The organism is Variovorax ginsengisoli (assembly GCF_030811835.1).
GTDB classification, from domain to species: domain Bacteria; phylum Pseudomonadota; class Gammaproteobacteria; order Burkholderiales; family Burkholderiaceae_C; genus Variovorax; species Variovorax ginsengisoli_C.
In genome coordinates this window covers 191,017-214,423 of record NZ_JAUSRO010000002.1, presented here as the reverse complement: position 1 = coordinate 214,423, position 23,407 = coordinate 191,017, and the positions used below count along the sequence as shown (strand labels likewise).

The 23,407-nt window shown below is 67.2% G+C and carries 27 protein-coding genes; 16 read left to right on the top strand and 11 right to left on the bottom strand.

The genetic code is table 11. The features are described from left to right. Positions 1 to 110: 110 nt before the first annotated feature. Entirely contained in the window at positions 111 to 593 is a 483-nt protein-coding gene (locus J2W36_RS03190) for an Lrp/AsnC family transcriptional regulator (protein ID WP_307688217.1), read from the top strand. Positions 594 to 635: 42 nt separating this feature from the next. Here J2W36_RS03190 and glmU read toward each other — a convergent pair whose 3' ends face one another. Then, positions 636 to 2,078 carry a bifunctional UDP-N-acetylglucosamine diphosphorylase/glucosamine-1-phosphate N-acetyltransferase GlmU gene (gene glmU / locus J2W36_RS03185; RefSeq protein WP_307688216.1) on the bottom strand — a complete coding sequence of 481 codons (1,443 nt, stop codon included), beginning with the start codon at positions 2,076 to 2,078 and terminating at the stop codon, positions 636 to 638. Here glmU and J2W36_RS03180 point away from each other — a divergent pair. Beyond that, positions 2,077 to 2,973 carry a DUF6279 family lipoprotein gene (locus tag J2W36_RS03180; protein ID WP_307688215.1) on the top strand — a complete coding sequence of 299 codons (897 nt, stop codon included), beginning with the start codon at positions 2,077 to 2,079 and terminating at the stop codon, positions 2,971 to 2,973. The two genes, glmU and J2W36_RS03180, sit on opposite strands and share 2 nt — an antisense overlap. Positions 2,974 to 3,016: 43 nt before the next feature. Here J2W36_RS03180 and J2W36_RS03175 read toward each other — a convergent pair whose 3' ends face one another. After that, complete coding sequence (locus tag J2W36_RS03175) at positions 3,017 to 3,787, bottom strand: Crp/Fnr family transcriptional regulator (RefSeq protein ID WP_307688214.1); 771 nt, start codon at positions 3,785 to 3,787, stop codon at positions 3,017 to 3,019. Between the two features lie 74 nt (positions 3,788 to 3,861). Between J2W36_RS03175 and J2W36_RS03170 the strand changes: the two genes are divergently transcribed. Next, complete coding sequence (locus J2W36_RS03170) at positions 3,862 to 4,257, top strand: BLUF domain-containing protein (protein WP_307688213.1); 396 nt, start codon at positions 3,862 to 3,864, stop codon at positions 4,255 to 4,257. Here the strand turns inward: J2W36_RS03170 and J2W36_RS03165 are convergent, their stop codons facing one another. After that, positions 4,258 to 4,584 carry a DUF2917 domain-containing protein gene (locus tag J2W36_RS03165; protein WP_307688212.1) on the bottom strand — a complete coding sequence of 109 codons (327 nt, stop codon included), beginning with the start codon at positions 4,582 to 4,584 and terminating at the stop codon, positions 4,258 to 4,260. It lies immediately after the preceding gene. A 124-nt stretch (positions 4,585 to 4,708) separates the two neighbouring features. On the opposite strand from J2W36_RS03165, the gene J2W36_RS03160 reads away from it, so the two are divergent. Further along, positions 4,709 to 5,692 (top strand): LysR substrate-binding domain-containing protein, encoded by a 984-nt coding sequence (locus tag J2W36_RS03160; RefSeq protein ID WP_307688211.1) that lies wholly within the window; start codon positions 4,709 to 4,711, stop codon positions 5,690 to 5,692. A 27-nt stretch (positions 5,693 to 5,719) separates the two neighbouring features. On the opposite strand, the gene J2W36_RS03155 is transcribed toward J2W36_RS03160, so the two are convergent. Then, positions 5,720 to 6,349, bottom strand: coding sequence for a 5-formyltetrahydrofolate cyclo-ligase (locus J2W36_RS03155; protein ID WP_307688210.1), 630 nt, complete (start codon positions 6,347 to 6,349; stop codon positions 5,720 to 5,722). Between the two features lie 9 nt (positions 6,350 to 6,358). On the opposite strand from J2W36_RS03155, the gene J2W36_RS03150 reads away from it, so the two are divergent. Further along, complete coding sequence (locus J2W36_RS03150) at positions 6,359 to 8,356, top strand: lytic transglycosylase domain-containing protein (RefSeq protein ID WP_307688209.1); 1,998 nt, start codon at positions 6,359 to 6,361, stop codon at positions 8,354 to 8,356. 126 nt (positions 8,357 to 8,482) lie between these two features. Then, complete coding sequence (locus J2W36_RS03145; protein ID WP_307688208.1) at positions 8,483 to 9,178, top strand: glutathione S-transferase family protein; 696 nt, start codon at positions 8,483 to 8,485, stop codon at positions 9,176 to 9,178. 19 nt (positions 9,179 to 9,197) lie between these two features. Here J2W36_RS03145 and J2W36_RS03140 read toward each other — a convergent pair whose 3' ends face one another. Next, a complete protein-coding gene (locus J2W36_RS03140; protein ID WP_307688207.1) occupies positions 9,198 to 9,932 on the bottom strand; it encodes an OmpW/AlkL family protein in 735 nt (244 codons plus the stop codon). A gap of 119 nt (positions 9,933 to 10,051) precedes the next feature. Here J2W36_RS03140 and J2W36_RS03135 point away from each other — a divergent pair, with 119 nt between their 5' ends. The 3 genes from J2W36_RS03135 to otsA all read left to right on the top strand — a co-directional run bounded on the left by J2W36_RS03135 (position 10,052) and on the right by otsA (position 13,516). Then, the gene (locus J2W36_RS03135; RefSeq protein ID WP_307688206.1) at positions 10,052 to 11,305 is read left to right on the top strand and encodes a multifunctional CCA addition/repair protein; all 1,254 of its coding nucleotides are present in this window, start codon (positions 10,052 to 10,054) and stop codon (positions 11,303 to 11,305) included. Between the two features lie 61 nt (positions 11,306 to 11,366). Next, positions 11,367 to 12,131 carry a trehalose-phosphatase gene (gene otsB, locus J2W36_RS03130; RefSeq protein WP_307688205.1) on the top strand — a complete coding sequence of 255 codons (765 nt, stop codon included), beginning with the start codon at positions 11,367 to 11,369 and terminating at the stop codon, positions 12,129 to 12,131. After that, on the top strand, positions 12,128 to 13,516 hold the full coding sequence (otsA, locus tag J2W36_RS03125) for an alpha,alpha-trehalose-phosphate synthase (UDP-forming) (protein ID WP_307688204.1): 1,389 nt from the start codon (positions 12,128 to 12,130) through the stop codon (positions 13,514 to 13,516). Before otsB ends, otsA begins: the two co-directional genes overlap by 4 nt. Before the next feature lie 11 nt (positions 13,517 to 13,527). On the opposite strand, the gene J2W36_RS03120 is transcribed toward otsA, so the two are convergent. The 4 genes from J2W36_RS03120 to J2W36_RS03105 form a co-directional block, all read right to left on the bottom strand. Beyond that, positions 13,528 to 14,457, bottom strand: a complete 930-nt coding sequence (locus J2W36_RS03120) for an ROK family protein (RefSeq protein WP_307688203.1) — start codon at positions 14,455 to 14,457, stop codon at positions 13,528 to 13,530. 53 nt (positions 14,458 to 14,510) lie between these two features. Next, positions 14,511 to 14,705, bottom strand: a complete 195-nt coding sequence (locus J2W36_RS03115; RefSeq protein WP_307688202.1) for a DUF2905 domain-containing protein — start codon at positions 14,703 to 14,705, stop codon at positions 14,511 to 14,513. 9 nt (positions 14,706 to 14,714) lie between these two features. Beyond that, positions 14,715 to 15,488: a histidinol-phosphatase gene (gene hisN / locus J2W36_RS03110; protein WP_307688201.1), complete on the bottom strand. Its 774-nt coding sequence runs from the start codon at positions 15,486 to 15,488 to the stop codon at positions 14,715 to 14,717. An 81-nt stretch (positions 15,489 to 15,569) separates the two neighbouring features. Beyond that, entirely contained in the window at positions 15,570 to 16,700 is a 1,131-nt protein-coding gene (locus J2W36_RS03105; protein WP_307688432.1) for a class I SAM-dependent methyltransferase, read from the bottom strand. Between the two features lie 10 nt (positions 16,701 to 16,710). Between J2W36_RS03105 and J2W36_RS03100 the strand changes: the two genes are divergently transcribed. From J2W36_RS03100 to J2W36_RS03080, 5 genes are read left to right on the top strand one after another with little or no spacing between them, the layout of a single operon-like run. Beyond that, the gene (locus J2W36_RS03100; protein ID WP_307688200.1) at positions 16,711 to 17,496 is read left to right on the top strand and encodes an SDR family oxidoreductase; all 786 of its coding nucleotides are present in this window, start codon (positions 16,711 to 16,713) and stop codon (positions 17,494 to 17,496) included. A 4-nt stretch (positions 17,497 to 17,500) separates the two neighbouring features. Next, the gene (locus J2W36_RS03095; protein ID WP_307688199.1) at positions 17,501 to 17,872 is read left to right on the top strand and encodes a dihydroneopterin aldolase; all 372 of its coding nucleotides are present in this window, start codon (positions 17,501 to 17,503) and stop codon (positions 17,870 to 17,872) included. Then, positions 17,869 to 18,792, top strand: a complete 924-nt coding sequence (gene ttcA / locus J2W36_RS03090; protein ID WP_307688198.1) for a tRNA 2-thiocytidine(32) synthetase TtcA — start codon at positions 17,869 to 17,871, stop codon at positions 18,790 to 18,792. Before J2W36_RS03095 ends, ttcA begins: the two co-directional genes overlap by 4 nt. Before the next feature lie 41 nt (positions 18,793 to 18,833). Further along, entirely contained in the window at positions 18,834 to 19,466 is a 633-nt protein-coding gene (locus J2W36_RS03085; protein ID WP_307688197.1) for a DUF4136 domain-containing protein, read from the top strand. Between the two features lie 22 nt (positions 19,467 to 19,488). Beyond that, positions 19,489 to 20,130 (top strand): histidine phosphatase family protein, encoded by a 642-nt coding sequence (locus J2W36_RS03080; RefSeq protein WP_307688196.1) that lies wholly within the window; start codon positions 19,489 to 19,491, stop codon positions 20,128 to 20,130. A gap of 27 nt (positions 20,131 to 20,157) precedes the next feature. Here the strand turns inward: J2W36_RS03080 and J2W36_RS03075 are convergent, their stop codons facing one another. After that, positions 20,158 to 21,111, bottom strand: a complete 954-nt coding sequence (locus J2W36_RS03075; RefSeq protein WP_307688195.1) for a LysR substrate-binding domain-containing protein — start codon at positions 21,109 to 21,111, stop codon at positions 20,158 to 20,160. Between the two features lie 96 nt (positions 21,112 to 21,207). On the opposite strand from J2W36_RS03075, the gene pcaH reads away from it, so the two are divergent. Together pcaH and pcaG are read left to right on the top strand one after the other, a co-directional pair. Beyond that, entirely contained in the window at positions 21,208 to 21,933 is a 726-nt protein-coding gene (gene pcaH, locus J2W36_RS03070; protein WP_307688194.1) for a protocatechuate 3,4-dioxygenase subunit beta, read from the top strand. Positions 21,934 to 21,946: 13 nt separating this feature from the next. After that, positions 21,947 to 22,552: a protocatechuate 3,4-dioxygenase subunit alpha gene (gene pcaG / locus J2W36_RS03065; protein ID WP_307688193.1), complete on the top strand. Its 606-nt coding sequence runs from the start codon at positions 21,947 to 21,949 to the stop codon at positions 22,550 to 22,552. A 51-nt stretch (positions 22,553 to 22,603) separates the two neighbouring features. On the opposite strand, the gene J2W36_RS03060 is transcribed toward pcaG, so the two are convergent. Next, a complete protein-coding gene (locus J2W36_RS03060) occupies positions 22,604 to 23,299 on the bottom strand; it encodes a c-type cytochrome (protein WP_307688192.1) in 696 nt (231 codons plus the stop codon). Between the last annotated feature and the right edge of the window lie 108 nt (positions 23,300 to 23,407).

Here is a 23,407-nt window from a genome sequence, read left to right as displayed (position 1 = left end):
CCGAATCGTAGAACGCCTCCCCGCGCAATGGATTTCTCATTTCATCATTTAGTGAAACAAAAATTCAATCCGCTGATATAAAGAACTTTTATTCCATAATTCATGGAATTATGGAATCTGTATCACTCGATGCCATCGACCTTCGCCTGCTCGACGCGCTGCAACGCGATGCGTCAGAGACCAACCAGCACCTGGCGGCCCGCATGGCGATCTCGCCGCCCACCTGCCTGCGCCGCGTCCAGCGCTTGCGCCAGGCCGGGTTGATCGAACGCGAAATCGCGCTGCTGTCGCCAGGCCGCATGGCGGCGGTGCAGGGGCATGGACTGGAAGCGGTGGTGGAAGTCTCCCTTGACCGGCAGGACGAAGCCTCGCTCGCCGCGTTCGAGACCCGCGTGGCCGACGACGACGCCGTGCAGCAGTGCTATCGCGTATCGCCGGGTCCGGACTTCATCCTGATCGTGGGCACGCGCGACATGCCCGGCTATCTGGCGTTGGCGCAGCGCCTCTTCCACAGCGATGCGAATGTGCGCAACGTGAAGACCTTCTTCAGCGTGAGGCGCGCGAAGTTCGCGCCGCGGGTGCCGCTGGGTTGAACGGCTGCCGCGCAAGGCCGCGACCGCCAGGCCCGCGCCGGATCAAGGCTGGTTTTTCTTCGGACGCTGCCAGTTCGCAAAGCTCACCTGCCGCGCACGCCCCACGGTCAATGCGCCCGGCTCCGTGCTCTTGGCAATGGTGGAGCCTCCACCAATGGTGCCGCCTGCGCCGATGGTGATGGGTGCGACCAGCACGCAGTTGCTGCCCACGTGCACATCGTCGCCGATCACGGTGCGATGCTTGTTGGCGCCGTCGTAGTTGGCGGTGATGCTGCCCGCGCCGTAGTTCACGCGCTCGCCCACCGTGGCGTCGCCCAGGTAGGCCAGGTGATTGGCCTTGGCACCCTTGGCCAGCGTCGCGTTCTTCACCTCGACGAAGTTCCCGATGTGCACCTCCGCGCCCAACTGCGCGCCCGGCCGCAGTCGCGCAAAGGGGCCGACCAACGCGCCGGCACCCACCGTCACGCCGGCCTTTTCGCCGTCGATGTGGGTGAACGGGTGGATCACCGCGCCCGCCTCGATGCGCGCATTGGCGATCACGCAGTGGGCGCCGATGCGCACGCCGTCACCCAGCGTCACGGCGCCCTCGAACACGCAGTTGACGTCGATCTCCACGTCAGCGCCACAGTCCAGCGTGCCGCGCAGGTCGAAGCGTGCCGGGTCGGCCAGGCGCACGCCGGCTTCCATCAGCGCATCGGCCTGGCGCGCCTGCCAGGCACGCTCGAGCGCTGCCAGTTGCGCGGGATTGTTGATGCCGGCGACCTGCAAGGCATCGGTCGTCAGGTGCGCCACCACCGGCACGCCGTCGGCCACGGCCATCTTGACGACGTCGGTCAGGTAGTACTCGGCCTGCGCGTTACGGTTGTCCAGGCGTGCAAGCCAGCCCTTGAGCAGCCGGGCCGGCACGGCCATCACGCCGCTGTAGACCTCGCGGATCGCGCGCTCGGCCTCGGTGGCATCCTTCTGCTCGACGATGGCCTGCACGGCACCGCCGGCTGCATCGCGCACGATGCGGCCATAGCCCGCCGGGTCGTCGAACACGATGGTCAAGAGCGCCAGGCGCTCGCCCGCGCTCGCGGCCAGCAGTGCCTGCAGCGTGTCGGCACCGATCAGCGGCACGTCGCCCGACAGCACCAGCACCGTGCCGTCGTCCGGCAGCACCGGGGCGGCCTGCTGCATGGCATGGCCCGTGCCCAACTGCGGCATCTGGCGCACGAACTGCAGGGGTAGCACGCCCTGCGCACCTGCGCCGAGGGCCGCTTCCACGGCCTCGGCGCCATGGCCCGTCACCACCACCACACGGCGCGCGCCCACCCGCGCGGCGGTATGGATGACATGCATCGCCAGCGCACGCCCACCCAAACGGTGCAACACTTTGGGCAATGTGCTCTTCATCCGTGTGCCTTTGCCCGCGGCCATGATCACGACATCCGTCGCCACCCCCGCGCCTTGCGCGTCTCGTATTTGCTGTGGAATCTGCTTCATGTTTCTTTCCCGAATGCGTTTCGCCTGGCTGGCAAAGATTATCGGCGCGGTGCTGGTGGGCGTTGCCCTGGCTTCGTGCAGCGCGGTCAAGCTGGCGTACAACAACCTGCCTGAATTCACCTACTGGTGGCTCGACGGCTACATCGACTTCAATGGCGCGCAGACGCCTCGCACCCGCGACGAGCTGACGGCCCTGCTCGCATGGCACCGCCGCAACGAGCTGCCCAAGCTCATCGCGCTGCTGCAGAAAGCCGAAGCCATGGCACCCAACGACGTGACACCCGCACAGGTCTGCGCGCTGGCCGACGAGGTGCGCGCCCGCCTGGTCGCCGTGGGCGAGCAGGCGGCGCGCCCCGGCACCGAACTCGCCATGAGTCTGGGCGAGGCGCAACTGCAGACGCTGGCGCGCAAATACGCCAAGAACGACGCCAAATTCGCCGACGAATGGATCGACCGGACGCCCGAGCAGGTACATCGCAAGCGCTACGAAGAGTTCCTGGAGCGCAACGAAGACTTCTACGGCCCGCTCGACGTCGAACAGCGCGCACTCATGCGACGCCTGACCGACCAGTCGCGGTTCGACCCGCGTCGCATCGACGCCGAACGCCGCAAGCGCCAGGCCGAGTCGATCGCCCTGCTGCGCCAAGCCAGCACGACCGCGATGGCACCCGAGGACGTCCGTCGCGCCATCGTCGGCTATGTAAGGCGCGTGGCCGACCCGGCGCCGGGCCCGTGGCGGGACTACCAGCAGGCGCTGACCCAGGAAGGCTGCAGCAATGTCGCAACGCAGCACAACGCCATGCGCGCAGCGCAACGCGAGCGCGCGGTACAGCGCCTGCGAGCCTACCGCGACGACCTGCGCACCCTCGCCCTGCAGGACAGCGGGGTGCCCTGAGCGACGCCGGCCCGATGGACGCGCGCCAAGCAAATCAGGCGCGTCAGATCAGCGGCACCGCGCGCAGCGGTCGCTCGAAGTAGTCGCCCAGCGCTTCCAGCGCATGCGGCTCGAGGATGCGCAGCCAACCGTTGTCCAGTTTGTGCAGGCCCAGCCGCTGCAGCCGACGCAGCGTCTTGTTGGTGTGCACCAGCGACAGGCCCAGTGCATCGGCGATGTGCTGCTGGTTGAACGGAAATTCCACCCAGCCGTCCTTGATCATCCCGGCGCGCTCGGCACGGCGGTACAGCTGCATCAACAGCATCGCCACCCGCTCGCTCGCATTGCGACGTCCGGCCGTGACCAGGTTGTCGTCGATGAGCTTTTCCTCGCGCGCAGCCAGCCATGTGATGTCGTAGCCCAGCTTGGGCTGCGCCTTGAACATCTCCCAGAGGCGGTCGCGGCTGAACGTGCACAGCGTGGCGCCGGTCACTGCCTCCACGCCGTGCGTCTGGCCATCGGCAAATTCGTCCTGCAGGCCGATGAAGTCGCCCGGCAGCAGAAATCCGAGGATCTGGCGACGGCCGTCGCTGAGCGTCTTGTAGCGAAAAGCCCATCCCGAGTAGAGCGTGAAGAGCTGCGTGCTGCGCCGGTGTTCGTGGATGATCGCGCCACCGGCGTCGACTTCGCGCTCGCCGGTTCGAAACGCCTCGATCAAGCGCAACTGCTCGTGCGCCAGCGGCAAAAAAGCAGGGTTGTTGCGCAGGCCACATGCGTCGCAGGGATGTGCGCCGCGCGGTGGGCAAACGGGTGCCGGATAGTCCTCAGGTTTCACGCGGCAACTATAGGCGCAACTGTCATGTCTTTTGACATTCACTGCGGGAAATGGCGTACCTACACTCCATCGCCTTGACCGATCTTCACGAAATTCTCTACTGCAGCGTCCTGGCGAATGGCCAATCCCCCACGGTGGTGGGGCAAATTGTGTCCGAGGCCCGCGCCCGCAATCCCCTGCGCGGCATCACCGGCTTGCTGGTGTTCGACGGCATTCGTTTCTGCCAGCATATCGAAGGCCCGCGCGAAGCCGTGCTCACGTTGGCATCGTCGATGGAAATGGACGTGCGCCACGCCGACATGCGCGTGGTGTACGACGGTGCGTTGTTCGAGCGCCGCTACCAGCGCTTCGACATGGGCCTGGCCGAGGGCGACGACGTGACCGGCCTGGCCGAGATCTACACGCTCGACGGACAGGTCGCGCTCGACCGCTTCCTGGCGCTGCGCAGCGGGTTCGACGTCAACGGCTGATCAACTCGCGTCGCTCGGGGTGGCGACGTCCCAGCTGCAGGTCGCGCCGTAGCCGTCCCACGGCTCGAGCACCAGGCGCTGGCCGGCCGCCACGCGCAACGACTCGCCCGGAGCGAGCACCAGGTCCTCGCTGCCCCAGGTGGCCGTCGCGTCGCAGGTGACCCAGATGCGACCCTGCCGCACCCGCAGAATGCTGGCACTGGTGGCCCTGAGCGTCATGGCATCGCCGAACTCGATTCGCCATGCACCGTTGCGCACGGCCGGCGGCACGGCGGCAGCGCGCGTGGGTAACGACAGGGACGGGAGGGAAGAGAATGCGGCGGACATCGGAAACTCCAGTGGCGTTGTGACGAAACGCAATGGCGCGGTTCGGGAATGAATGATCTGCGCAGGCCCGTTGGCAGTCCAATGAAAAGGAGTTAGCCTACTGATTCCGTTTCCGCATCAATCCATGCAGCACTCCCAAACCCACCTGCGCTCCCGGCCGATCAGCGCCGGACACCTGCGCGCTTTCGAGGCCGTGGCGCGGCACCTGAACTTCCGCGCCGCTGCCGAAGAAATGGCGCTGACCCAGTCGGCAGTGAGCCGACAGATCCAGTCACTGGAAGAAGAAGTGGGTGTGGGTCTGTTCCTGCGCCATACGCGCGCAGTGGAACTCACCGGTGCGGGCGCCCAACTGCTGCTGGCGGTGCAGCAGTCGCTGCCACGCATCGACGGGGCGGTACGCCAGATCCGGCAGAGCGCGGGGCGCAAGAGCGTGGGACTGACCACCTTCGCCTCCTTCGCATCAATGTGGCTCATTCCGCGACTCGAAGCTTTCCAGCGCGACAACCCGGACATCGACATCCGCATCGACGCGAGCGACGCGGCGCTGGACATGGAGGTGGCCGACGTGGACATCGCATTGCGCTACGGCCCGCGCGAGAACATGCCGCTGGGCGCGCTGCGGCTCTTCGGCGAGACCATCACGCCCGTGGCCAGCCCTTGGCTGCTCAAGAGCAATCCCGCCATCAAGGGACCGGCCGACCTGGCCCGCTTCACCCTGATCGAGGCTGGCGACGCCCACCGCACGCACCTCGAATGGCTGACCTGGCGCCGCTGGTTCGAAGACAACGACATGAGCCGCGCGCAACCCAAACGCTGGCTCTACTTCAACTACGCCTACCAGATGGTGCAGGCCGCGCTCACCGGCCAGGGCGTGGTGCTGGCCCGCAGCTCGCTCATTGCCGAAAGCCTGGCCAACGGCGACCTGATCGAGGTCCTGCCGCGCCACCGCATGGATTCCCCCATGGCCTATTGGCTCATCACCGGCCCGCGCAGCGCGCTGCGCCCGGAGATCAAGGCGTTCTGCGAGTGGTTGCAGACCCAGGCCGTCACCACGCGGGAAACCATCGGCGAGGTGCCCGATCCGGACACCGTCGACGACCTGAGCTGAGCGTGCCAGTGCAGGAGTGCCGGGGCCTCAACCCACCGGCCACACCACGCCGTTGTCGTTGAGGATCGCGTCGAGCGGCACGTCATGCGCTTCGGGTTCCAGGTTTTCCAGGAAGCCGTTCGTGAAGCCCAGGCCGACCGTGAACGGCCGCGGCTCCAGCGACGCCAGCGTCCGGTCGTAGAAACCGCCGCCGTAACCCAGCCGGTAGCCGCCGGCGCTGTAGCCCAGGCAGGGCACGAACAGCAGCGTGGGCACGATCAGCTCGGTGTCCTTGGGCTTGGGAATGTCGTAGGCATCGTTCTCCATCGGGCAGCCGGGATACCAGGAATGGAAGGTCATGGTCTTGTGCTCGCGGTTGACCACGGGCAACCCGATGCGCCGGCGGTGCGGCTCGTCGAGCAGTTCACCGTCTTCCTTCCAGCGGTGCAGCGCCGGCAGCGGATCGAATTCGCCCTTGATCGGCCAGTACGCGCCGATGACCGTGTCAGGCCGGCCGACCAACCAGATGCGCATGACGCGCTGCAGCAGATCCGCACGCTGCTGGCGATCGGGCAGCGCCAGGCGTTGCTCGATCAATGCAGCACGCACCTGCGATTTGAAAAAGGCAGCCGTCTGGGCATGACCTTTTTCCTCGTTTCCTTCGTGTGGCTTGTCCATAATCACCCGATGCAGTTTTCAGGCATTTTGGCACCCCGGCGCCACCTTCTCGGCGCAATCACCCTGGCTTTCGCGGTGCTCGCCCAGCCCGCGTGCGCGCAGACCCCCAACGACGACGTGCTCATCCAGATGAAGCAGGCCTTCCAGCGCGGCGACAAATCGCGCCTGAGTGCGCTGCTGCCGCAGGCCCGCGGCCATGCGCTCGAACCCTGGGCGGCCTATTGGGAACTCAAGGCCCGGCTGCAGGAAGCCAGCCCGCTCGAGGTGCAGGACTTCCTCGCACGCTATGCCGGCACCTACCAGGAAGACCGCCTGCGCAACGACTGGCTGCTGCTGCTCGGCCAGCGCCGTGACTGGGACGGCTTTGCCGCCCTGCATCCGGGCTTTCGCATGCGCGACGATCCGCAGGTGGCGTGCTACGCCGTTCTGGTCAATGCCTTGCGCACCGGCATCTTCGCCAAGGCGCAGGCCGACGAGGTGCGCGACAACTGGTTGCGCCAGCGCGACGCCGACGACGGCTGCCTGACCGCCGCCGACCGCATGATCTCCGAACGCCTCATGACGCCGGCCGACGCGTGGAAGAAGGCACGCCTGTCGATCGAAGCCAACCGGCCCCAGGCCGCCCGTGGCGCCATCACCATCGTCGCGCCCGAGGCGCTGCCGATGTTCGACCAGCTCAATGCGAACGCGCCGAGATTCCTCGGCAGCGCCGTGGTGGCAGCGTCGAAGGCGCGCAAGGAAATGGTGGTGCTCGCACTCATCAAGATCGCCATCGCCGACCCCGACATGGCGGCCGCCCAGCTCGACAGCAAGTGGGCGTCGATGCTCAGCGCCGAAGAACGCAACTGGCTCTGGGGTGCCATCGGCCGCCAGGCGGCAACCAAGCTGCAGCCACAGGCCAACGCGTACTTCGCCAACGTGACCAAGAACACCGACCTGTCCGACGACATGCTCGGCTGGAAGGTGCGCGCTGCACTGCGCGCCGGCCAATGGAAGGACGTGCAGGCCGGTGTGCTCGCCATGAGCCCCGAGGCCCAGCTCGACCCGACCTGGGTCTACTGGCGCGCGCGCGCCATGACCGCGCAGGGCGGCGAGGCCCAGCGTGCGCAGGCGCGCGTGCTGCTGGAAACCATTGCCGGCACGCGTGGCTTCTACGAGCTGCTGGCACTCGAAGACATGGGCCAACGCGCGCAGGTGCCCACGCGCCCCGCCCCCCTCACGCCGGAAGAGAAGAGCGCGGCGCGCGCCAACCCGTCGCTCGCGCGCGGGCTCTACGCCATCGCCATCGGCCTGCGCTCCGAAGGCGTGCGCGAGTGGAACTACGCCACCAGCCTGCACGACCGAGGCGGCCTGGGCGACCGCGAGCTGCTCGCCGCGGCCGACATGGCCTGCCAGCAGCAGGTATGGGACCGCTGCATCAACACCAGCGAGCGCACCAAGGGCGTGATCGACGTGGACCAGCGTTATCCGATGCCCTTCCATGACACCGTGCTGCGCAAGAGCCAGGAGATCGGCCTCGACCCGGCCTACGTCTACGGCCTGATTCGCCAGGAAAGCCGCTTCATCATGGACGCGCGCTCCGGCGTGGGCGCCTCCGGCCTGATGCAGGTGATGCCGGCGACCGCGCGCTGGACGGCGCGCAAGATCGGTCTCGCCGGCTTCACCGCCGACCAGATCAACGACCGCGAAACCAACATCACCATCGGCACCGCCTACCTCAAGCTCGCGCTCGACGACTTCGACGGTTCGATGGCGCTGGCCGCCGCTGCCTACAACGCCGGCCCGGGCCGCCCGCGCAGCTGGCGCAACGGCCCCGTGATCGATGCGGCCATCTGGGCGGAAAACGTGCCCTTCAGCGAAACGCGCGACTACGTGAAGAAGGTGCTGGCCAACACCACCAACTACGCGGCGCTCATCAGCGGCCAGCCGCAGTCGCTGCGCAGCCGACTGGGCAACATCGGCCCTCGCAACGCCGCCGAACCCGAGCCGAACAAAGACCTGCCCTGACGCGTTGCATGGCGTCGCGCTTCGCCGCGCATCAATCGACACGCCTTTTGGCATCAATGCGTGCGCGGCGGATCGCTACGATGGCGGCCTCCCCATCACGGGCACATTGCCTGCAGGTACACGACCATGCCCCAGCTCTATGTCGGCAACAAGAATTACTCGTCCTGGTCCATGCGGCCCTGGGTGCTGCTGCGGCAAGTCGGCATCCCCTTCGACGAAGTGTCGGTGCGCTTCGACTCCTTCGAAGCCGACTCCGATTTCAAGCGTACCGTCGGGTCCGTGAATCCGACGGGCACGGTGCCGGTGCTCATCGACGACGACCTGGCCGTCTGGGATACGCTGGCCATCGCCGAGTACGCGGCAGAGCGGTGGCCCGATGCCCAGCTCTGGCCCGCCCACCGCGCGCAGCGCGCCCGCGCGCGCAGCATCTGCGCGGAGATGCATGCCGGTTTTCGCAGCCTGCGCTCGCATTGCCCGATGAACATCGAAGCGGACCTGTCCACGCAAGGCGCGCTGATCTGGCGCGACCAGCCGGGTGTGCGTGCCGACGTGACGCGCATCGTCGCGATGTGGAGCGAACTGCTGGCCGCGCATGCATCCAGCCATGCAGACGGCATGCTGTTCGGTCGCTTCGGCATCGCTGATGCCTACTTCTCACCGATCGTGATGCGGCTCACGCGCTATGCGCTGCCAGTGCCGCCCGAGGTGGCCGGCTACATGGCGCGGGTCGAGGCCCTGCCCGGCGTGAAGGCCTGGGTGGACGGCGCCCTGGCCGAGCAGGATTTCCTCGATTTTGAAGAGCCCTACCGGCTCGGACGCTGACCTGTCGGCGTGACCACGCTCAGAAGGTGTAGGTGAGCGCCAGGTACGGCACGATCGGGTTGAGCTTGATGCGCGCTTCGCTGGTCGCCACCACATTGCCACGCACGGAGGTCGTCAGCTTGGCCGTGGTTTTCAGCGGAATGTAGGACACCGAGAACGACATGCCCCAGTGCTTGTCGAACTGGTAGGCGGCGCCCACGTTGAACACCGGCGCAAAAGAGCTGTCGAGCTTGGCCGACGTCGAACTCAATGCAGACGGTGCGCCGATCTGCCCAGCGATGGCTCCCTGCAGCCCTTGCGTCAACTTCACGCTGCGGTAGAACACGTAGGTGGCACCGAAGCCTACAAAGGGTCGGAACTGGGCGGACCCCTCGTTGAAATAGTACTTGGCCAGCAGCGTGGGGCTGTACTGGCGCGCTTCGCCCAACTTGCCAAGGCGCCCGAGCGAGCCCTCGCCGTAGAGATTGAACTTGGGCGGCACGCCCACCACGGCTTCGCCTGCCCAGTGGCTGTCGAAGAAATAGGTTGCATTGAAGCCCAGCGTGTCGGCATTGCCAACGCCTGCGCCCGAGCCCGGTACCTGGCGATTCACAGGCGAGGTGAAGGTCAGCGGCCCGCTCGAATCCTGTGGCGAGAAATGCAGCCAGCCCGTACCAACCTGCCAGGCCCCCGCCTGCTGGGCCAGGGCGCCCGTGGATGCACACATGGCCACGGCCGATGCCGCCAGCGCGATGCTTGTCTTGATGTTTTTCATGAAGGCTCCTGAGTGGTGAGCCTCCGGCACAAATCACCGGAGGCGTTTATATCTTACGAACGCTCGTGCTTTTTCAGGGAGAGGGCTATCCCGGAGTCGGGCGTGCCTACACTCCCCGCATGAAGACCTATCTCGTCGGTGGCGCCATCCGCGACGCCCTGCTCGGCCAGCCTGCAGGCGATCGCGACTGGCTCGTGGTCGGCGCCACGCCGCAGGCCATGACAGCCCGTGGCTTCCTGCCCGTGGGACGCGACTTTCCCGTATTTCTGCATCCGCAAACCCGGGAAGAGCACGCGCTCGCACGCACCGAACGCAAGAGCGCACCCGGCTACCGGGGCTTCACCATCCACGCCTCGCCGGAGGTCACGCTGGCCGAAGACCTGGCCCGGCGCGACCTCACGATCAACGCAATCGCCTTGCCGGCCGCGCTGGCCGAGGGCGATCTGCGCACCCTCGACCCCGCGCAGCTCGAGGACCCTTTCCACGGCCAGCGCGACCTGCAGCACAAAGTACTGCGCCATGTCACCCAGGCCTTTCGCGAAGACCCGGTGCGCATCCTGCGTGTCGCCCGCTTCGCCGCACGCTTTGCCGATTTCGGCGTGGCGCCCGAGACCCTGGAGCTGATGCGCTGCATGGTCGAGGATGGCGAGGTCGATGCGCTCGTGCCGGAGCGCGTCTGGCAGGAGCTGTCGCGCGGGTTGATGGAAGCCCGGCCCTCGCGCATGTTCGAGGTGTTGCGTTCCTGCGGCGCGCTCAAGGTGCTGCTGCCCGAGGTCGACCGGCTCTGGGGCGTGCCCCAGACGGCCGTGCACCATCCGGAAATCGACACCGGCGTTCATCTGATGATGGTGCTCGACATGGCCGCCCGGCTGGACGCCACACTGCCGGTACGCTTTGCCTGTCTCACGCACGACCTGGGCAAGGGTACGACGCCCGCCGACGTGCTGCCGCGGCACATCGGCCACGAGCAGCGCAGCGCGCGGCTGCTCCAGAACGTTTGCGAACGCTGGCGCGTACCGGTGGAGATACGCGAGCTGGCCGACGTGGTCGCGCGTGAACACGGCAACATCCACCGCAGCGGAGAACTCCAAGGCGCGGCACTCGTGCGGCTGCTCGAGCGGTGCGACGCTTTTCGCAAGCCCCAACGCTTCGACCAGGTGCTGCAGGCCTGCGAATGCGATGCGCGGGGTCGCCTGGGCTTCGACGACACACCCTATCCCCAGCGCGCGCGCCTGCGCACGGCCCTGGCCAAGGCACAAGCGGTCGACACCGCCTCGATCGCCGAAGCGGCCCGGCGCGAAGGCGCGGCGGGTCCGAAGATCGGCGAGGCCATTGCCCGTGCCCGCGCCCAGGCGCTGGCCGCTGTCGACTGAGGGCAATGTGCGGCGTTGGCCGACGCGGCATCAGCCGCGCGCCTGTTAAGGTCATTTGTTGATGCCAACGCTTCCAACGCCCCCCCAACTCACGCCCGACGTCGCCCTGTTCCTCGATTTCGATGGAACGCTGGTGGCGCTCGCCGAGACACCGGAGGCCATCGAGGTTCCGCCTGCGCTGGTTGCCCTTCTGGGCGACCTGCATCACCTGCTCGGTGGTGCCGTCGCGGTGGTCTCGGGCCGCCAGATCGACGTGCTCGACCGCTTCCTCGCGCCGCTTCGGCTGCCGGCAGCCGGCGAACACGGCGTGCAGCGCCGCAACGCCGAAGGACAGATGAAGGAAGTGCAGCCGCCCGACCTGGGTACGGTGCTCGATGCCGCCAATGCCCTGGCCGGTGTACACGAAGGTTTGCTGGTCGAGCGCAAGCATGGCGCCATCGCGCTGCATTACCGGCTGGCCCCGGGCCTGGAAACGGTCTGCCGCGACGTGATGGCGCGTGTGATCGAAGGACAGCCGCAGCTTGAATTGCTGCATGGAAAGTTCGTGTTCGAGGTCAAGCCTTCGAGCGTGAACAAGGGCCTGGCGATCGAGGCCTTCATGCAGGAGGCACCCTTTCGCGGACGCCAGCCGGTGTTCGCCGGCGACGACACCACCGACGAGAGCGGCTTCGTGGTCGTGCAGCCGATGGGCGGCATCGGCATCAAGGTGGGGTCCGGGCCGACGCATGCGATGCACCGCCTCGACTCGACCCGCACGGTCTATGAATGGCTGGTTGCCACCCGCGACCTGCTGGCTCGGCAGTCGAATGGGGAGGCTGCGGCATGAGCCGCCTCGTCGTCGTATCGAACCGCGTGGCCGACCCGCGCAAGCCCGCGGCAGGCGGACTGGCCGTGGCGCTGGGCGAATCGCTGCAGCAGACCGGCGGCATGTGGTTTGGGTGGAGCGGCACCATCATCGAGGACGGGCCGACCGGTGAGGGCGAGCTGCACAAGCAACAGGCCGGCAAGGTGACGCTGGCCACCCTCGACCTGAGCCGCGAAGACCACGACAGCTACTACCTTGGCTACAGCAACAAGGTGCTGTGGCCCGTGTTCCATGACCGGCTGGATCTGGCGAACTTCGACGCCGGCTTCATCACCGGCTACCGGCGCGCCAACCAGTTGTTCGCGCGCAAGCTGCTGCCGCTGCTGCGCGACGACGACATCATCTGGGTGCACGATTACCACCTGATCCCGCTGGCGGCCGAGTTGCGGGCCATGGGCTGCAAGCAGCGCATCGGCTTCTTCCTTCACATTCCACTGCCGCCGCAGATCATCATGGCGGCAATTCCGCAGCACGAATGGCTGATGCGCTCGCTGTTCGCCTACGACCTCATCGGCTTCCAGGCGCAGCAGGACGTGCAGCACTTCGAGCGCTACGTGCTCAATGAAGCGCACGGCCAGGCGCTGGGCAACGACATGTTCCGGGCGTGGAACAACACCGTGCGCGCGAGCGCCTTCCCCATCGGCATCGACGTCGACGAGTTCGTGGCACTCACCCATGCCAAGGAAGCGCGCGACATGTACGACACGATGAAGAAGGAGTATTCGACGCGCCGCCTGCTGCTGGGCATCGACCGCCTCGACTATTCCAAGGGCATTCCCAACCGGGTGCGCGCCTTCCGCGAACTGCTGGCGAACTACCCGGAGAACCGACGCAGCGCGACGCTGATCCAGATCGCCTCGCCCACCCGCGAAACGGTCGACGCGTACGGTGACATCCGGCGCGAACTTGAGTCGCTGTGCGGCGCCATCAACGGCGACTATGGCGAGCTCGACTGGATGCCCGTACGCTACATCCACCGCATGGTCGCGCGCAAGCGTGTGCCAGGCCTGTGCCGCGCGGCCGCGGTCGGCCTGGTCACGCCTCTGCGCGACGGCATGAACCTCGTGGCCAAGGAGTACGTGGCGGCCCAGGACCCGGCCGATCCGGGGGTGCTGGTGCTGTCGCGGTTCGCGGGTGCCGCCGAGCAGTTGAAGGAAGCACTGCTGGTGAACCCGTACGACACGCACGGCACAGCCGAGACCATCCAGCAGGCCCTGCAGATGCCGCTGGACGAGCGCAAGTCACGCCATCAGCGGCTGCTGCAGCGCATCCGCGAACATGACGTGCACTGGTGGCGCGAGACCTTCCTCGAAGCGCTCAAGGAAGTGCCGAGCGAACGGTCCTGAGGGTTCCGAGCTCAGTCCAGCAGCGCCAGGGCGGCGTAGTCACCGACCTTGTCGCCCAGCCCTGCCGCGACCAGGGTGGCGCCTTTGGTCAGCGCTGGCAGCTTGCCATCGAGCTGCGCCTGCAGGCGCGCAAGCAGGAATTCGCGGTTGTGCCAGAACACGCTGCCGCCCAGGCTGATGCGCTGCAGATCGAGCGTCACCACCAGGTTGTAGAGCATGCGACCCATCACGCGGCACAGGGCGTCGGTGGTCGCCAACGCTTTCGCATCGCCGGCCACGGCAGCCGCAAACAGGTCTGCCGCGGGCTGCGAGAAACGGCGCTCCAGCGCATTGCCCGCCACCAGGCCTTCGACGTCGCCGATGTTGCCGCAGCCGCACAGCGCATGTTCGTTGTCGTCGTCCGACACGAAGCTATGGCCGACATGGCCGGCATTGCCGTTCTTGCCACGCAGCACGTGGCCGCCGACGCACAGGCCCACGCCCACGCCGGTGCTCCATGTGACGTAGGCGCAGTCGTCGATGCCCTTGAGCGCGCCCCAGTGGCGTTCGGCCTCCAGCGCGGCGACCGCGTCGTTCTCGACCCGCACACGCTGGAAACGCTCGCGCAGCGGCGCTTCCAGCACGGCTGTCATCCAGTCGTTGGGCAGGCCACGCGCCGGGCCGGCCAGGCCGCCGCAGATGTTGGGCGTTGCCAGCTCGACGCAGCCGCCCTGGAGCACGAAGGGCCCCGTCGACGACACGCCGACGCCATCGATCGACGACACGTCCACGCCGGCTTCGGCGCAGGCCGCATCGATCAGGTGCAGGACCTGCCGGGCGACTGCGTCGTTGCGGCCGGTCTTGGCCGTGGGCTCGGCCTGCCGCGCGATCAGTTTCTGGCTGCCGGGTTCGGCCAGACTCACGGCCACCTTGGTGCCGCCGATGTCGACGCAGGCTTTCATCAGGGACTACTTTCTTTACGTGTCGGTTGAAACAACGAAGGGCACTCCACCCGTCAGATCAGCTTGGCCACCAGTGCCGCGATCATGCTCAGCAGCACCGTGCTCGCCAGCGGGATCTGCCACTCGCGGCCGAAGGCGCGAAAGGCGAAGTCGCCGGGCAGGCGGCCGAAACCGAAGCGGCGCAGCCACTGCGTGAGCCCGCTCATGAGCACCAGCGCAAGCACGACGACGCTGAGCCAGCGGATCATGGCGCCAGCTTAAACGGCCAGCGCCGCCAGCGCCTGTCGGTGAAGTTCGGGTGTGGCCGCTGCCACCACGCGTCCGTCGGACTGCAGGCCGAGCGGCTGGCCCTGCCAGTCGGTGACGACGCCACCGGCCGCCTCGATCAGGCCGGCCGGACCGAGGTAGTCGTAGGGCTGCAAGCCGGTTTCGACCACCAGGTCGATGGTGCCGCCAGCAAGCTGCGCATAGCCGTAGCAGTCGCCGCCGAATCGGCGCATCGCGCAGCGCCTGCTCAGCGCGTCGAAGGCCTGCCAGTCGGCGGCGTTGAAGATGTCGGGCGAGGTGGTGACGATGCGCGCCTGGTCGATGGCCGTGCAGGCGCTCGCGCGCACGGCGAGCCCGTTGCGCGTCGCGCCCAGCCCGGCCTGGCCGACCCAGCGTTCGCCAAGCACCGGCATGTCGACCATGCCGAGCGTGACGCGCCCGCCTTCGAGCACGCCGATGAGCGTGCCCCACAGCGGCGAGCCGGTGATGAAGCTGCGCGTGCCGTCGATCGGGTCGAGCACCCAGATGCGCCCGGCGTCCAGCTGCGTGGCGCCGTGTTCTTCGCCATAGATGCCGTCGGCGGGCAGTGCGCGGCCGAGGATTTCGCGCATGGCCGTCTCCGCGGCACGATCGGCCAGCGTGACCGGGCTTTCGTCGGCCTTGGTGATGATGTCCAGCGGCTGGCGGAACCAGGCCATCGACTGTGCGGCGGCCGCATCGGCGAGCGCATGCGCGTGGCGCAGGAGGTCGGAGGGAAATGTCATGGCAGCGTGTTTGCGGGTTCGACTAGGGTTCTGCGGGATGGAACTCGATTAGAACCGAGGCGCGTTCGAAGCGCCCTGGCGCTACAGCGTGTGCGAACGGTCGCCTTCCCTGAACCCGATGGCGTCCCACGGCTCGCCGACCGACAGGCCCACCACCTTGAACAGCTCGCCCATCTCGTGCTCGTGGATCAGCATGCCGACGCTCGCTCGCTGCGCCACGCTCGCCTGGTCCGACAGCGTGAGCAGCCCACAATTGAGCAGAAAGCGGCCCTGGCTGCAGTAACCCATGACCGACAGGCCCGCATCCTGCGCGGCCAGCGCAATGCCGGTGAAGTTGACATGCGCCGTGATGTCCTTGAGGCCCACATCGACCAGCGGATCGGCGTCGGCCTGGTGCGCGCGGTGGCACATCACGGTGCCCATGTGGCGCTGCGGGTGGTAGTACTCGCTCTCCGGAAACCCGTAGTCGATGAAGAAGGCCGCGCCACGCGTCAGGCGGTCGGCCAGCGTGGCGACGAAGGCTTCGGCCTGCGGATGGATTTCGGTGAGGTAGTCATGCGGACCGTCGATGTCCAGGGGCGGCCGGCGATCGGTCGGTCGGTCTTCCCAGGCCCAGCCTGCCGGTGGGGTGGCACCGTCGGACGGCCCGGGCAGTGCCACCACGCCGCGCTCGTACCACTGGCCGCCCACGCGCGCGATCAGGTTCACCGGCATCGCGTCGAGCACTTCGTTGCCGACGACCACGCCCTGCATCTGCTCGGGCAGCGCATCGAGCCACTCGACCTTGGCTGCATGCCGTGCCAGCGTTTGCTGCTGGCGCGCGCGCAGCGTGCCTGACAGGTCGACGATGCGGTAGTGCTTCACCTGGTCGCCCAGCGTGTCGAGCAACTGCAGCGCGAGCGCACCCGAGCCCGCGCCGAACTCCCAGACCGTGTCGGTGCCGGTCTGCGCGAGCGCCTCGCCAACCTGCACGGCCAGCGTCTGGCCGAACAGCGGCGACAACTCCGGTGCGGTCACGAAATCGCTGCCCGAATCGGGCATGGCGCCGAACTTGCGGCTGCTGTTGGCGTAGTAGCCCAGCCCCGGCGCATAGAGCGCGAGGGCCATGAAACGGTCGAAGCCGATCCAGCCTCCCGCGCGTTGAATGGCCTCGCCGAGGAGTCGATCGAGGGCGGTCGTTAAAATTTCGGGTCCTTTGGTCACGCTCCCGATTGTCTCTCCGATGTCCCCACCCTCCCCCGCGCCGTCCCTGCGCACCGTTCTCGTCACCGGCGCCGCCAAGCGGCTGGGCCGCGAGATCGCACTCGCGCTCGCCGACGCCGGCTGGCAGGTGGCGGTCCATTACCGCCATTCGGCTGACGAGGCGCGCCAGACCGCGGCCGACTGCGCGGCGCGTGCCGGCGCACCGGCCGCCCTGGTCGGTGCCGACCTGGCCGACGAGGCGCAGGTGCGCGCACTGGTGCCGCAGGTGGTCGAGCGCTTCGGCCACCTCGACGCGGTGGTCAACAGCGCCTCGCTCTTCGAACACGACGACGCAGCGAGCTTCGGCTTCGCCTCGCTGGAGGCGCACCTGCGCAGCAACACGGCTGCGCCCATCCTGCTGACGCAGGCGCTGCATGCCCACATGCAGACGCGGGGCGACGACGCCCAGGGCGCGGTGGTGAACATGCTCGACCAGAAGCTCTGGAACCAGAATCCCGACTTCCTGAGCTATACGCTCTCCAAGGCCGCGCTGGAAGCCGCCAACACCATGCTGGCCCTGGCGCTGGCGCCGCGCATTCGCGTGGTCGGTGTGGCGCCGGGCCTCACGCTGACGAGCCACATGCTCAGCGAAGAGAAGTTCCGCAGCCTCCATTCGGCCAGCCCGCTGGGCCGCTCCTCGACCGCTGCCGACGTGGCGGCGACCGTGCGCTTCGCGCTGGAAAACCGCTCCATCACCGGCACCACCCTGCTGGTCGACGGCGGCCAGCATCTCATGAAATTCGAACGCGACTTTTCGCTGATGTGACGCCATGCTCACCAAAGGCACCCAGATCCTCACGCTGAGCAACCTGCGCTTCGACGCCAGCCTCGGCATCCTCGAACAGGAAATCGACAGCCCGCAGCAGATCCAGGTCGACGCGGAACTCAACCTCGGCACACAGCCGCTGCTGCCGTCGGACGACGACATCACGCACGTGCTGGACTACCGCAAGGTGCGCCGCATCATCATCGACGAGTGCAACGCGGTGCACATGAACCTGCTCGAGAGCATGATCGGCAAGCTGGCGAACCGCCTCATGCAGTTGCCGGGCGTGCTGGGCGTGCGCGTGAAGATCGCCAAGCTGAAGATCTTCGACGACTGCGAAGTCGCAATTCGCGTGGAAACGGGGCAATGGTCATGAGCGTGATATGGAATGAGCAAGAGGCCGTACCGGCCGACAAGGCCCTGAAGATCGAGCGCGAGACGCACAAGCTGGAAAAGCGCCTGTGCCGCGAGGTCGGTCGCGCCATCGTCGACTACAACATGATCGAGGAAGGCGACAAGGTCATGGTCTGCGTGTCCGGCGGCAAGGACAGCTACGCCATGCTCGACATCCTGCTCAAGCTCAAGGCCCGCGCCCCGATCCATTTCGACCTGATCGCAGTCAACCTCGACCAGAAGCAGCCCGGCTTTCCCGAGGACGTGCTGCCGAAGTACCTGAGCGAACTGGGCGTGCCCTTCCACATCGAGAACCAGGACACCTACAGCATCGTCAAGCGCGTGATTCCCGAGGGCAAGACGACCTGCGGGCTGTGCAGCCGGCTGCGCCGCGGCATCCTCTACCGCGTGGCCGACGAACTCGGCGCCACCAAGGTCGCGCTGGGCCACCACCGCGACGACATGCTGCAGACCTTCTTCCTCAACATGTTCTTTGCCGGCAAGTTGAAGAGCATGCCGCCCAAGCTGGTGAGCGACGACGGCCGGCACATCGTGATCCGCCCGCTGGCCAATGTGGCCGAGAAAGACCTCGTGCGCTGGGCGCAGCACCGCGAATTCCCGATCATTCCTTGCACGCTGTGCGGCAGCCAGGAAAACCTGCAACGCAAGCAGGTGGCCGAGATGCTGCGCGAGTGGGAGAAGAAGCACCCCGGACGCATCGAGAACATGTTCACCGCGTTGCAGAACGTGGTGCCTTCACACCTGCTCGACGGAACCCGCCACGACTTCAAGGGTCTGAAGGCGACGGGCGTGGCCGACGAGGACGGCGACAAGGCCTTCGACGCGCCCGATTTCCCTGCAACGTCCGCCATGGCGTCCGCACTGCGCATCGTGCAGCTCTGAGCGCCGCGCATGCACGCATGCCTGGTGGCCTGGAGAACCATATGAAGCGTTGGTTGCTGGTTGTTTTTGCCCTGACGGCACTGTCAGGCTGTGCGACTTCCTGGGTGGTCGACAGCGACGTGCAGAGCTTTTCCAAGCTGGGCACGGTGGCTCCGGGCGCCACCTACCGTTTCGAGCGCCTGCCCTCGCAGCAGGCCAGCGACGCGGCGCAGCAGCAGCTCGAAGCCATGGCGGCGCCGGCGCTCGAACGCGCAGGCCTCCGGCCGGACAACGCCGCACCGCGCTACAGCGTGCAGATCGGCGCGCGCGTGACCGCTGCGCTGTCGCCCTGGGCCGACCCATGGCTGCGCGGTGCCGGCTGGGGCGCCTGGGGACCCGGTTGGGGCGCGGGCTGGGGTCCAGGCTGGGGGCCGGGCTACTACCGGCATGGCTATGGCTGGTACGGCCCCATGCCGCTGGCCGACAACCCCTGGTATGCACGCGAGGTCAGCGTGGTGCTGCGCGAGCTGCCATCGAACACGGTGGTCTACGAGACGCGGGCGCACAACGACGGCCCCTACCCGTCGAGCGACGCCATCCTGCCGGTCCTGTTCGATGCGGCGCTGCAGGGCTTTCCGAATCCGCCGCAAGGCCCGCGGCGGGTCGACATTCCGCTGACGGCCCGACAACCCTGAACCTCGAAAGACACCCCCAGCGATGGACGCCACGCGACTGATTGCCGTACGCCACGGCGAAACCGAATGGAACGTGGACACCCGCATCCAGGGCCAGCTCGACATCGGGCTCAACGCCACAGGCCACTGGCAGGCCACCCAACTCGGCCGCGCACTGGCCGACGAGCCGATCGGCGCCATCTACGCGAGCGACCTGTCGCGAGCCTGGCAGACGGCGCAGGCGATCGCCGGTGCGCACGGGCTGCAGGTGGTGGCCGAACCGCGGCTGCGCGAGCGGGCCTTCGGCCAGTTCGAAGGCCGCACCTTCGCCGACATCGACGCCGAACTGCCTGAAGAAGCTCGCCGCTGGCGCACGCGCGACCCGCACTTCGAACCCGAAGGTGGCGAGTCGCTGCTGCGCTTTCGCGGGCGCATCACCGATGTGGCCGCCGAGCTGGCCGCGCGCCATCCGAACGAACTGATCGTCCTCGTCGCGCATGGCGGCGTGATGGACGTGCTTTACCGCGCTGCCACCGGCCAGGAACTTCAGGCGCCGCGCACCTGGCACCTGGGCAATGCGGCCGTCAACCGGCTGCTGTGGACGCCGCAGGGCTTCGCGCTGGTCGGTTGGGGTGACACGGCCCATCTCGACCAGGAGCGGCCGCTGGACGAGACCACGGCCTGACGGGCCCGCTCCCAGCCCTTTTGCGTTTCATGCGCTGGACGCCTGCGCCGCCGCCTCGCGCAGCAGCGCGATGAAGGTCTGGCGCGCCACCGAGGGCTCGGCATCGCTGCGCATCAGCAGCCCGACCGGCTCCTCGGTTCCGCCCGTGTCCACGTCCAGGCGCATCAGCGTGCCGGATGCTAGGTCGTCGCGTGCGGCGCCGAATGGCGTGAACCACACCGCGTCCGAGCGCACCAGCAGCGCACGTGCCACGGCCAGGTCGAGCGTCTGCGTGGCAGCGGTGGGCAGGCTCAACCCCAGGCCCGACAGAAAGCTTTCCGTGTGGTGGCGCGGGATCGTGCCCTCGCTGTAGACCACGAGCGGACAGGCGAGCACATCCTGCATCGACGGCGATCCGGCCCGGGCCAGCGGATGACCGGTGCGCACGACCAGCGCCAGCGGCTCGGTGTAGAGCCATTCGAAAGTCAAGCCCGCCATCAACTGCGGATCGCTCATGCGACCGGCGACCAGGTCGAGCTCGCCAGCGCGCAAGGCATCGAGCAGGCCGGTGTTCGTGCCGGTCTGCACCCGAACCTGCAGCGCCGGCATGCGCGTGCGCAGCGCCGTGAGCGCATCGGGCAGCAGCGACGGCGCGACGCTCGGCAAGGCGCCAATGCGCAGCCGCTCCAGCCGCTCGCCGCCACCCGGCAGCACGGCCCGGGCGCTGGCGTCGACCGCCTCCAGCACGCGCAGCGCATGCATCAGCAGCTGCTCACCCGCGACCGTGAAGCGCTGGATGCCGCGCCGCCCGGCGGTGCCGCGTTCGACCAGCCGCGTTCCCGCCAACGCCTCGAGCTCGGCCAGGGTTTTGGACATGGCCGGCTGGCTCAACGCCAGCCGCTCGGCTGCGCGCGCCAGGTGGCGCTCTTGGGCCACGGCCACCAGGCAGCGCAGATGGCGCAACTGCACGCCGCGCACAAACTGCGCCGGACTCGCCGTCATCGAATTACTCCTGGTTATGAAAATTCATGGATTGGTCAATTTACATCATCATTTCGCATGAATACAGTATCGGCTTCCACGATGAAGGAGACCGCCATGTCCAAGCCCTCAGGCCAAGCCCTGCCCACACTCGATCCGCGCGACTGGGACAGCCATCCCAAGCACATCTACGAAGGCTACAAGTCGACCGTCAAGCGCGGCCCGACGCAGTCACTGATCCCGCTGAAGGCCTCGCTGGGCGAACTGCGCCAGCCGGTCTACGGCCACAGCAGCATCGGCGAGCTCGACCATGACCTCACGCGCAACGCCCGCCGCAACGGCGAGCCGCTGGGCGAACGCATGATCCTCACCGGCCAGGTGCTCGACGAGCGCAAGCGCCCGGTGCGCAACACCCTGGTCGAGCTCTGGCAGGCCAATGCCGCCGGCCGCTACGTGCACAAGGTCGACCAGCACGATGCGCCGCTCGACCCCAATTTCCTGGGCGCCGGCCGCTGCCTGACCGACGACGAAGGCCGTTACCGCTTTCTCACCATCAAGCCGGGCGCGTACCCATGGGGCAACCACCCGAACGCCTGGCGTCCGCAGCACATCCACATGTCGCTGTTCGGCCAGCATTTCGGCAGCCGCCTGGTCACCCAGATGTACTTCCCGGGCGACCCGCTGCTGCAGTACGACCCGATGGTCACGGGCACGCCCGAGAAAACCCGCAACCGCCTGATCGCCGACTTCAGCCTCGACGTCACCGAAGACGGCTATGCGCTGGGCTACCAGTTCGACATCGTGCTGCGCGGCGCAGACGAAACGCCTTTCGAGAACCGCTGAGGAGACACCCACCATGATGAGCTCGCTTGAAACCAACTTTGGCCAGACCCCTTCGCAGACCGTCGGCCCCTACTTCGCCTATGGCCTGACGGCCACGCAGTACGGCTACGACTTCAACCAGCCCTTCGACGGCGCGGTCGCGCTGGACAACGCGACCGGCGAACGCATTCGGCTCGAAGGCCGGGTGATCGACGGCGACGGCAACCCGATCAACGACGCGATGGTCGAGATCAGCCAGGTCGATGGCAGTGGCCGCTACCCGCAGTCGGTCGAAGAGGCCGCAGCCATGGGCTTTCGCGGCTTTGGCCGCATGGGCACGGGCACCGACGCGCAAAACCGCTTTGTCTTCGACACCGTCAAACCCGCCGCCGAAGCCGCTGGCGAGGCACCGCACATCAATGTGATCGTGACCATGCGCGGCCTGCTGGTGCATGTGTTCACGCGCATCTACTTCAGCGACGAAGCGCCGGCCAATGCAGCCGACGCGGTGCTGCAAAGTGTGCCGGCAGCGCGGCGTGCCACGCTGATCGCCGAACGCAGTGTGCAAGGCGGCCAGGTCAGCTACCGCTTCGACATCCACATGCAGGGCGCCGCAGAAACCGTGTTTTTCGACATTTGAGTTGGAGAGGATGCAGGGCAGGCGCCGCGCACGGAGCGCCTGCTGCCCTCCTCAGTTGCTGGAGGCAGGCGCGTGGTGCAGGCGCGACTCCGGCACCGTCTTGACCTCGCCCGGCAGCGAGCCGATGTAGCTGGCCAGCGTCTTGAGCTCGGCATTGCTGAACTTCTTGGCAATGCCGCCCATTACGCCATTCGAGCGGCCGACCTGCGCGTTGTTCTCGACCTTGTACGACTTGAGCGCCACGTACAGGTAGTCCGAAGGCTGGCCAGCGAGTTTGGGCACCGTGCCGTCGTTCGGCGTGTTGAAGTTCACGCCGTGGCACTTGGTGCAGGCGTTGGCTGCGTCGCGCGAGATCAGTGCCTGGACGCGCTCGCTCGGCTGTTTGGACGGCGCAGCCGGCGGCGCGTCGCCCTCGCGCACGCCCAGCTTGCTGTAGTAAGCCGCGAGATCGGCCATGTCCTGTTCGCTGAGCGAATCGGCAATGGCGCGCATGGTCGGGTGCTTGCGGTCGCCCCCCTTGTATGCGGTGAGCGCTGCCACGATGTACGTCGGACTCTGGCCCGCGATCATCGGAACCTTGTGAATCTCCGGAAAGCTGGCCTGGTAGCCCGGGATGCCGTGGCAACCCACGCACATCTGGTTTTTCTTGGCGCCGTTGTCCGCATTGCCCGTGAGGGTCTGGGACTGGGCGGAAGCCGTCACGCAAGCGACAGCCATGGCAAACATCGTGGTCAACAACTTGTTCATTTTGCGCGCACAATCCCGTGGAGATACAGTTACAAGCCAACATTTCATTATATGCAGGGGCTCTTTGCGGGCCATCCGGGGAGTCACCTAAAGCACCTGCGGCGCCCG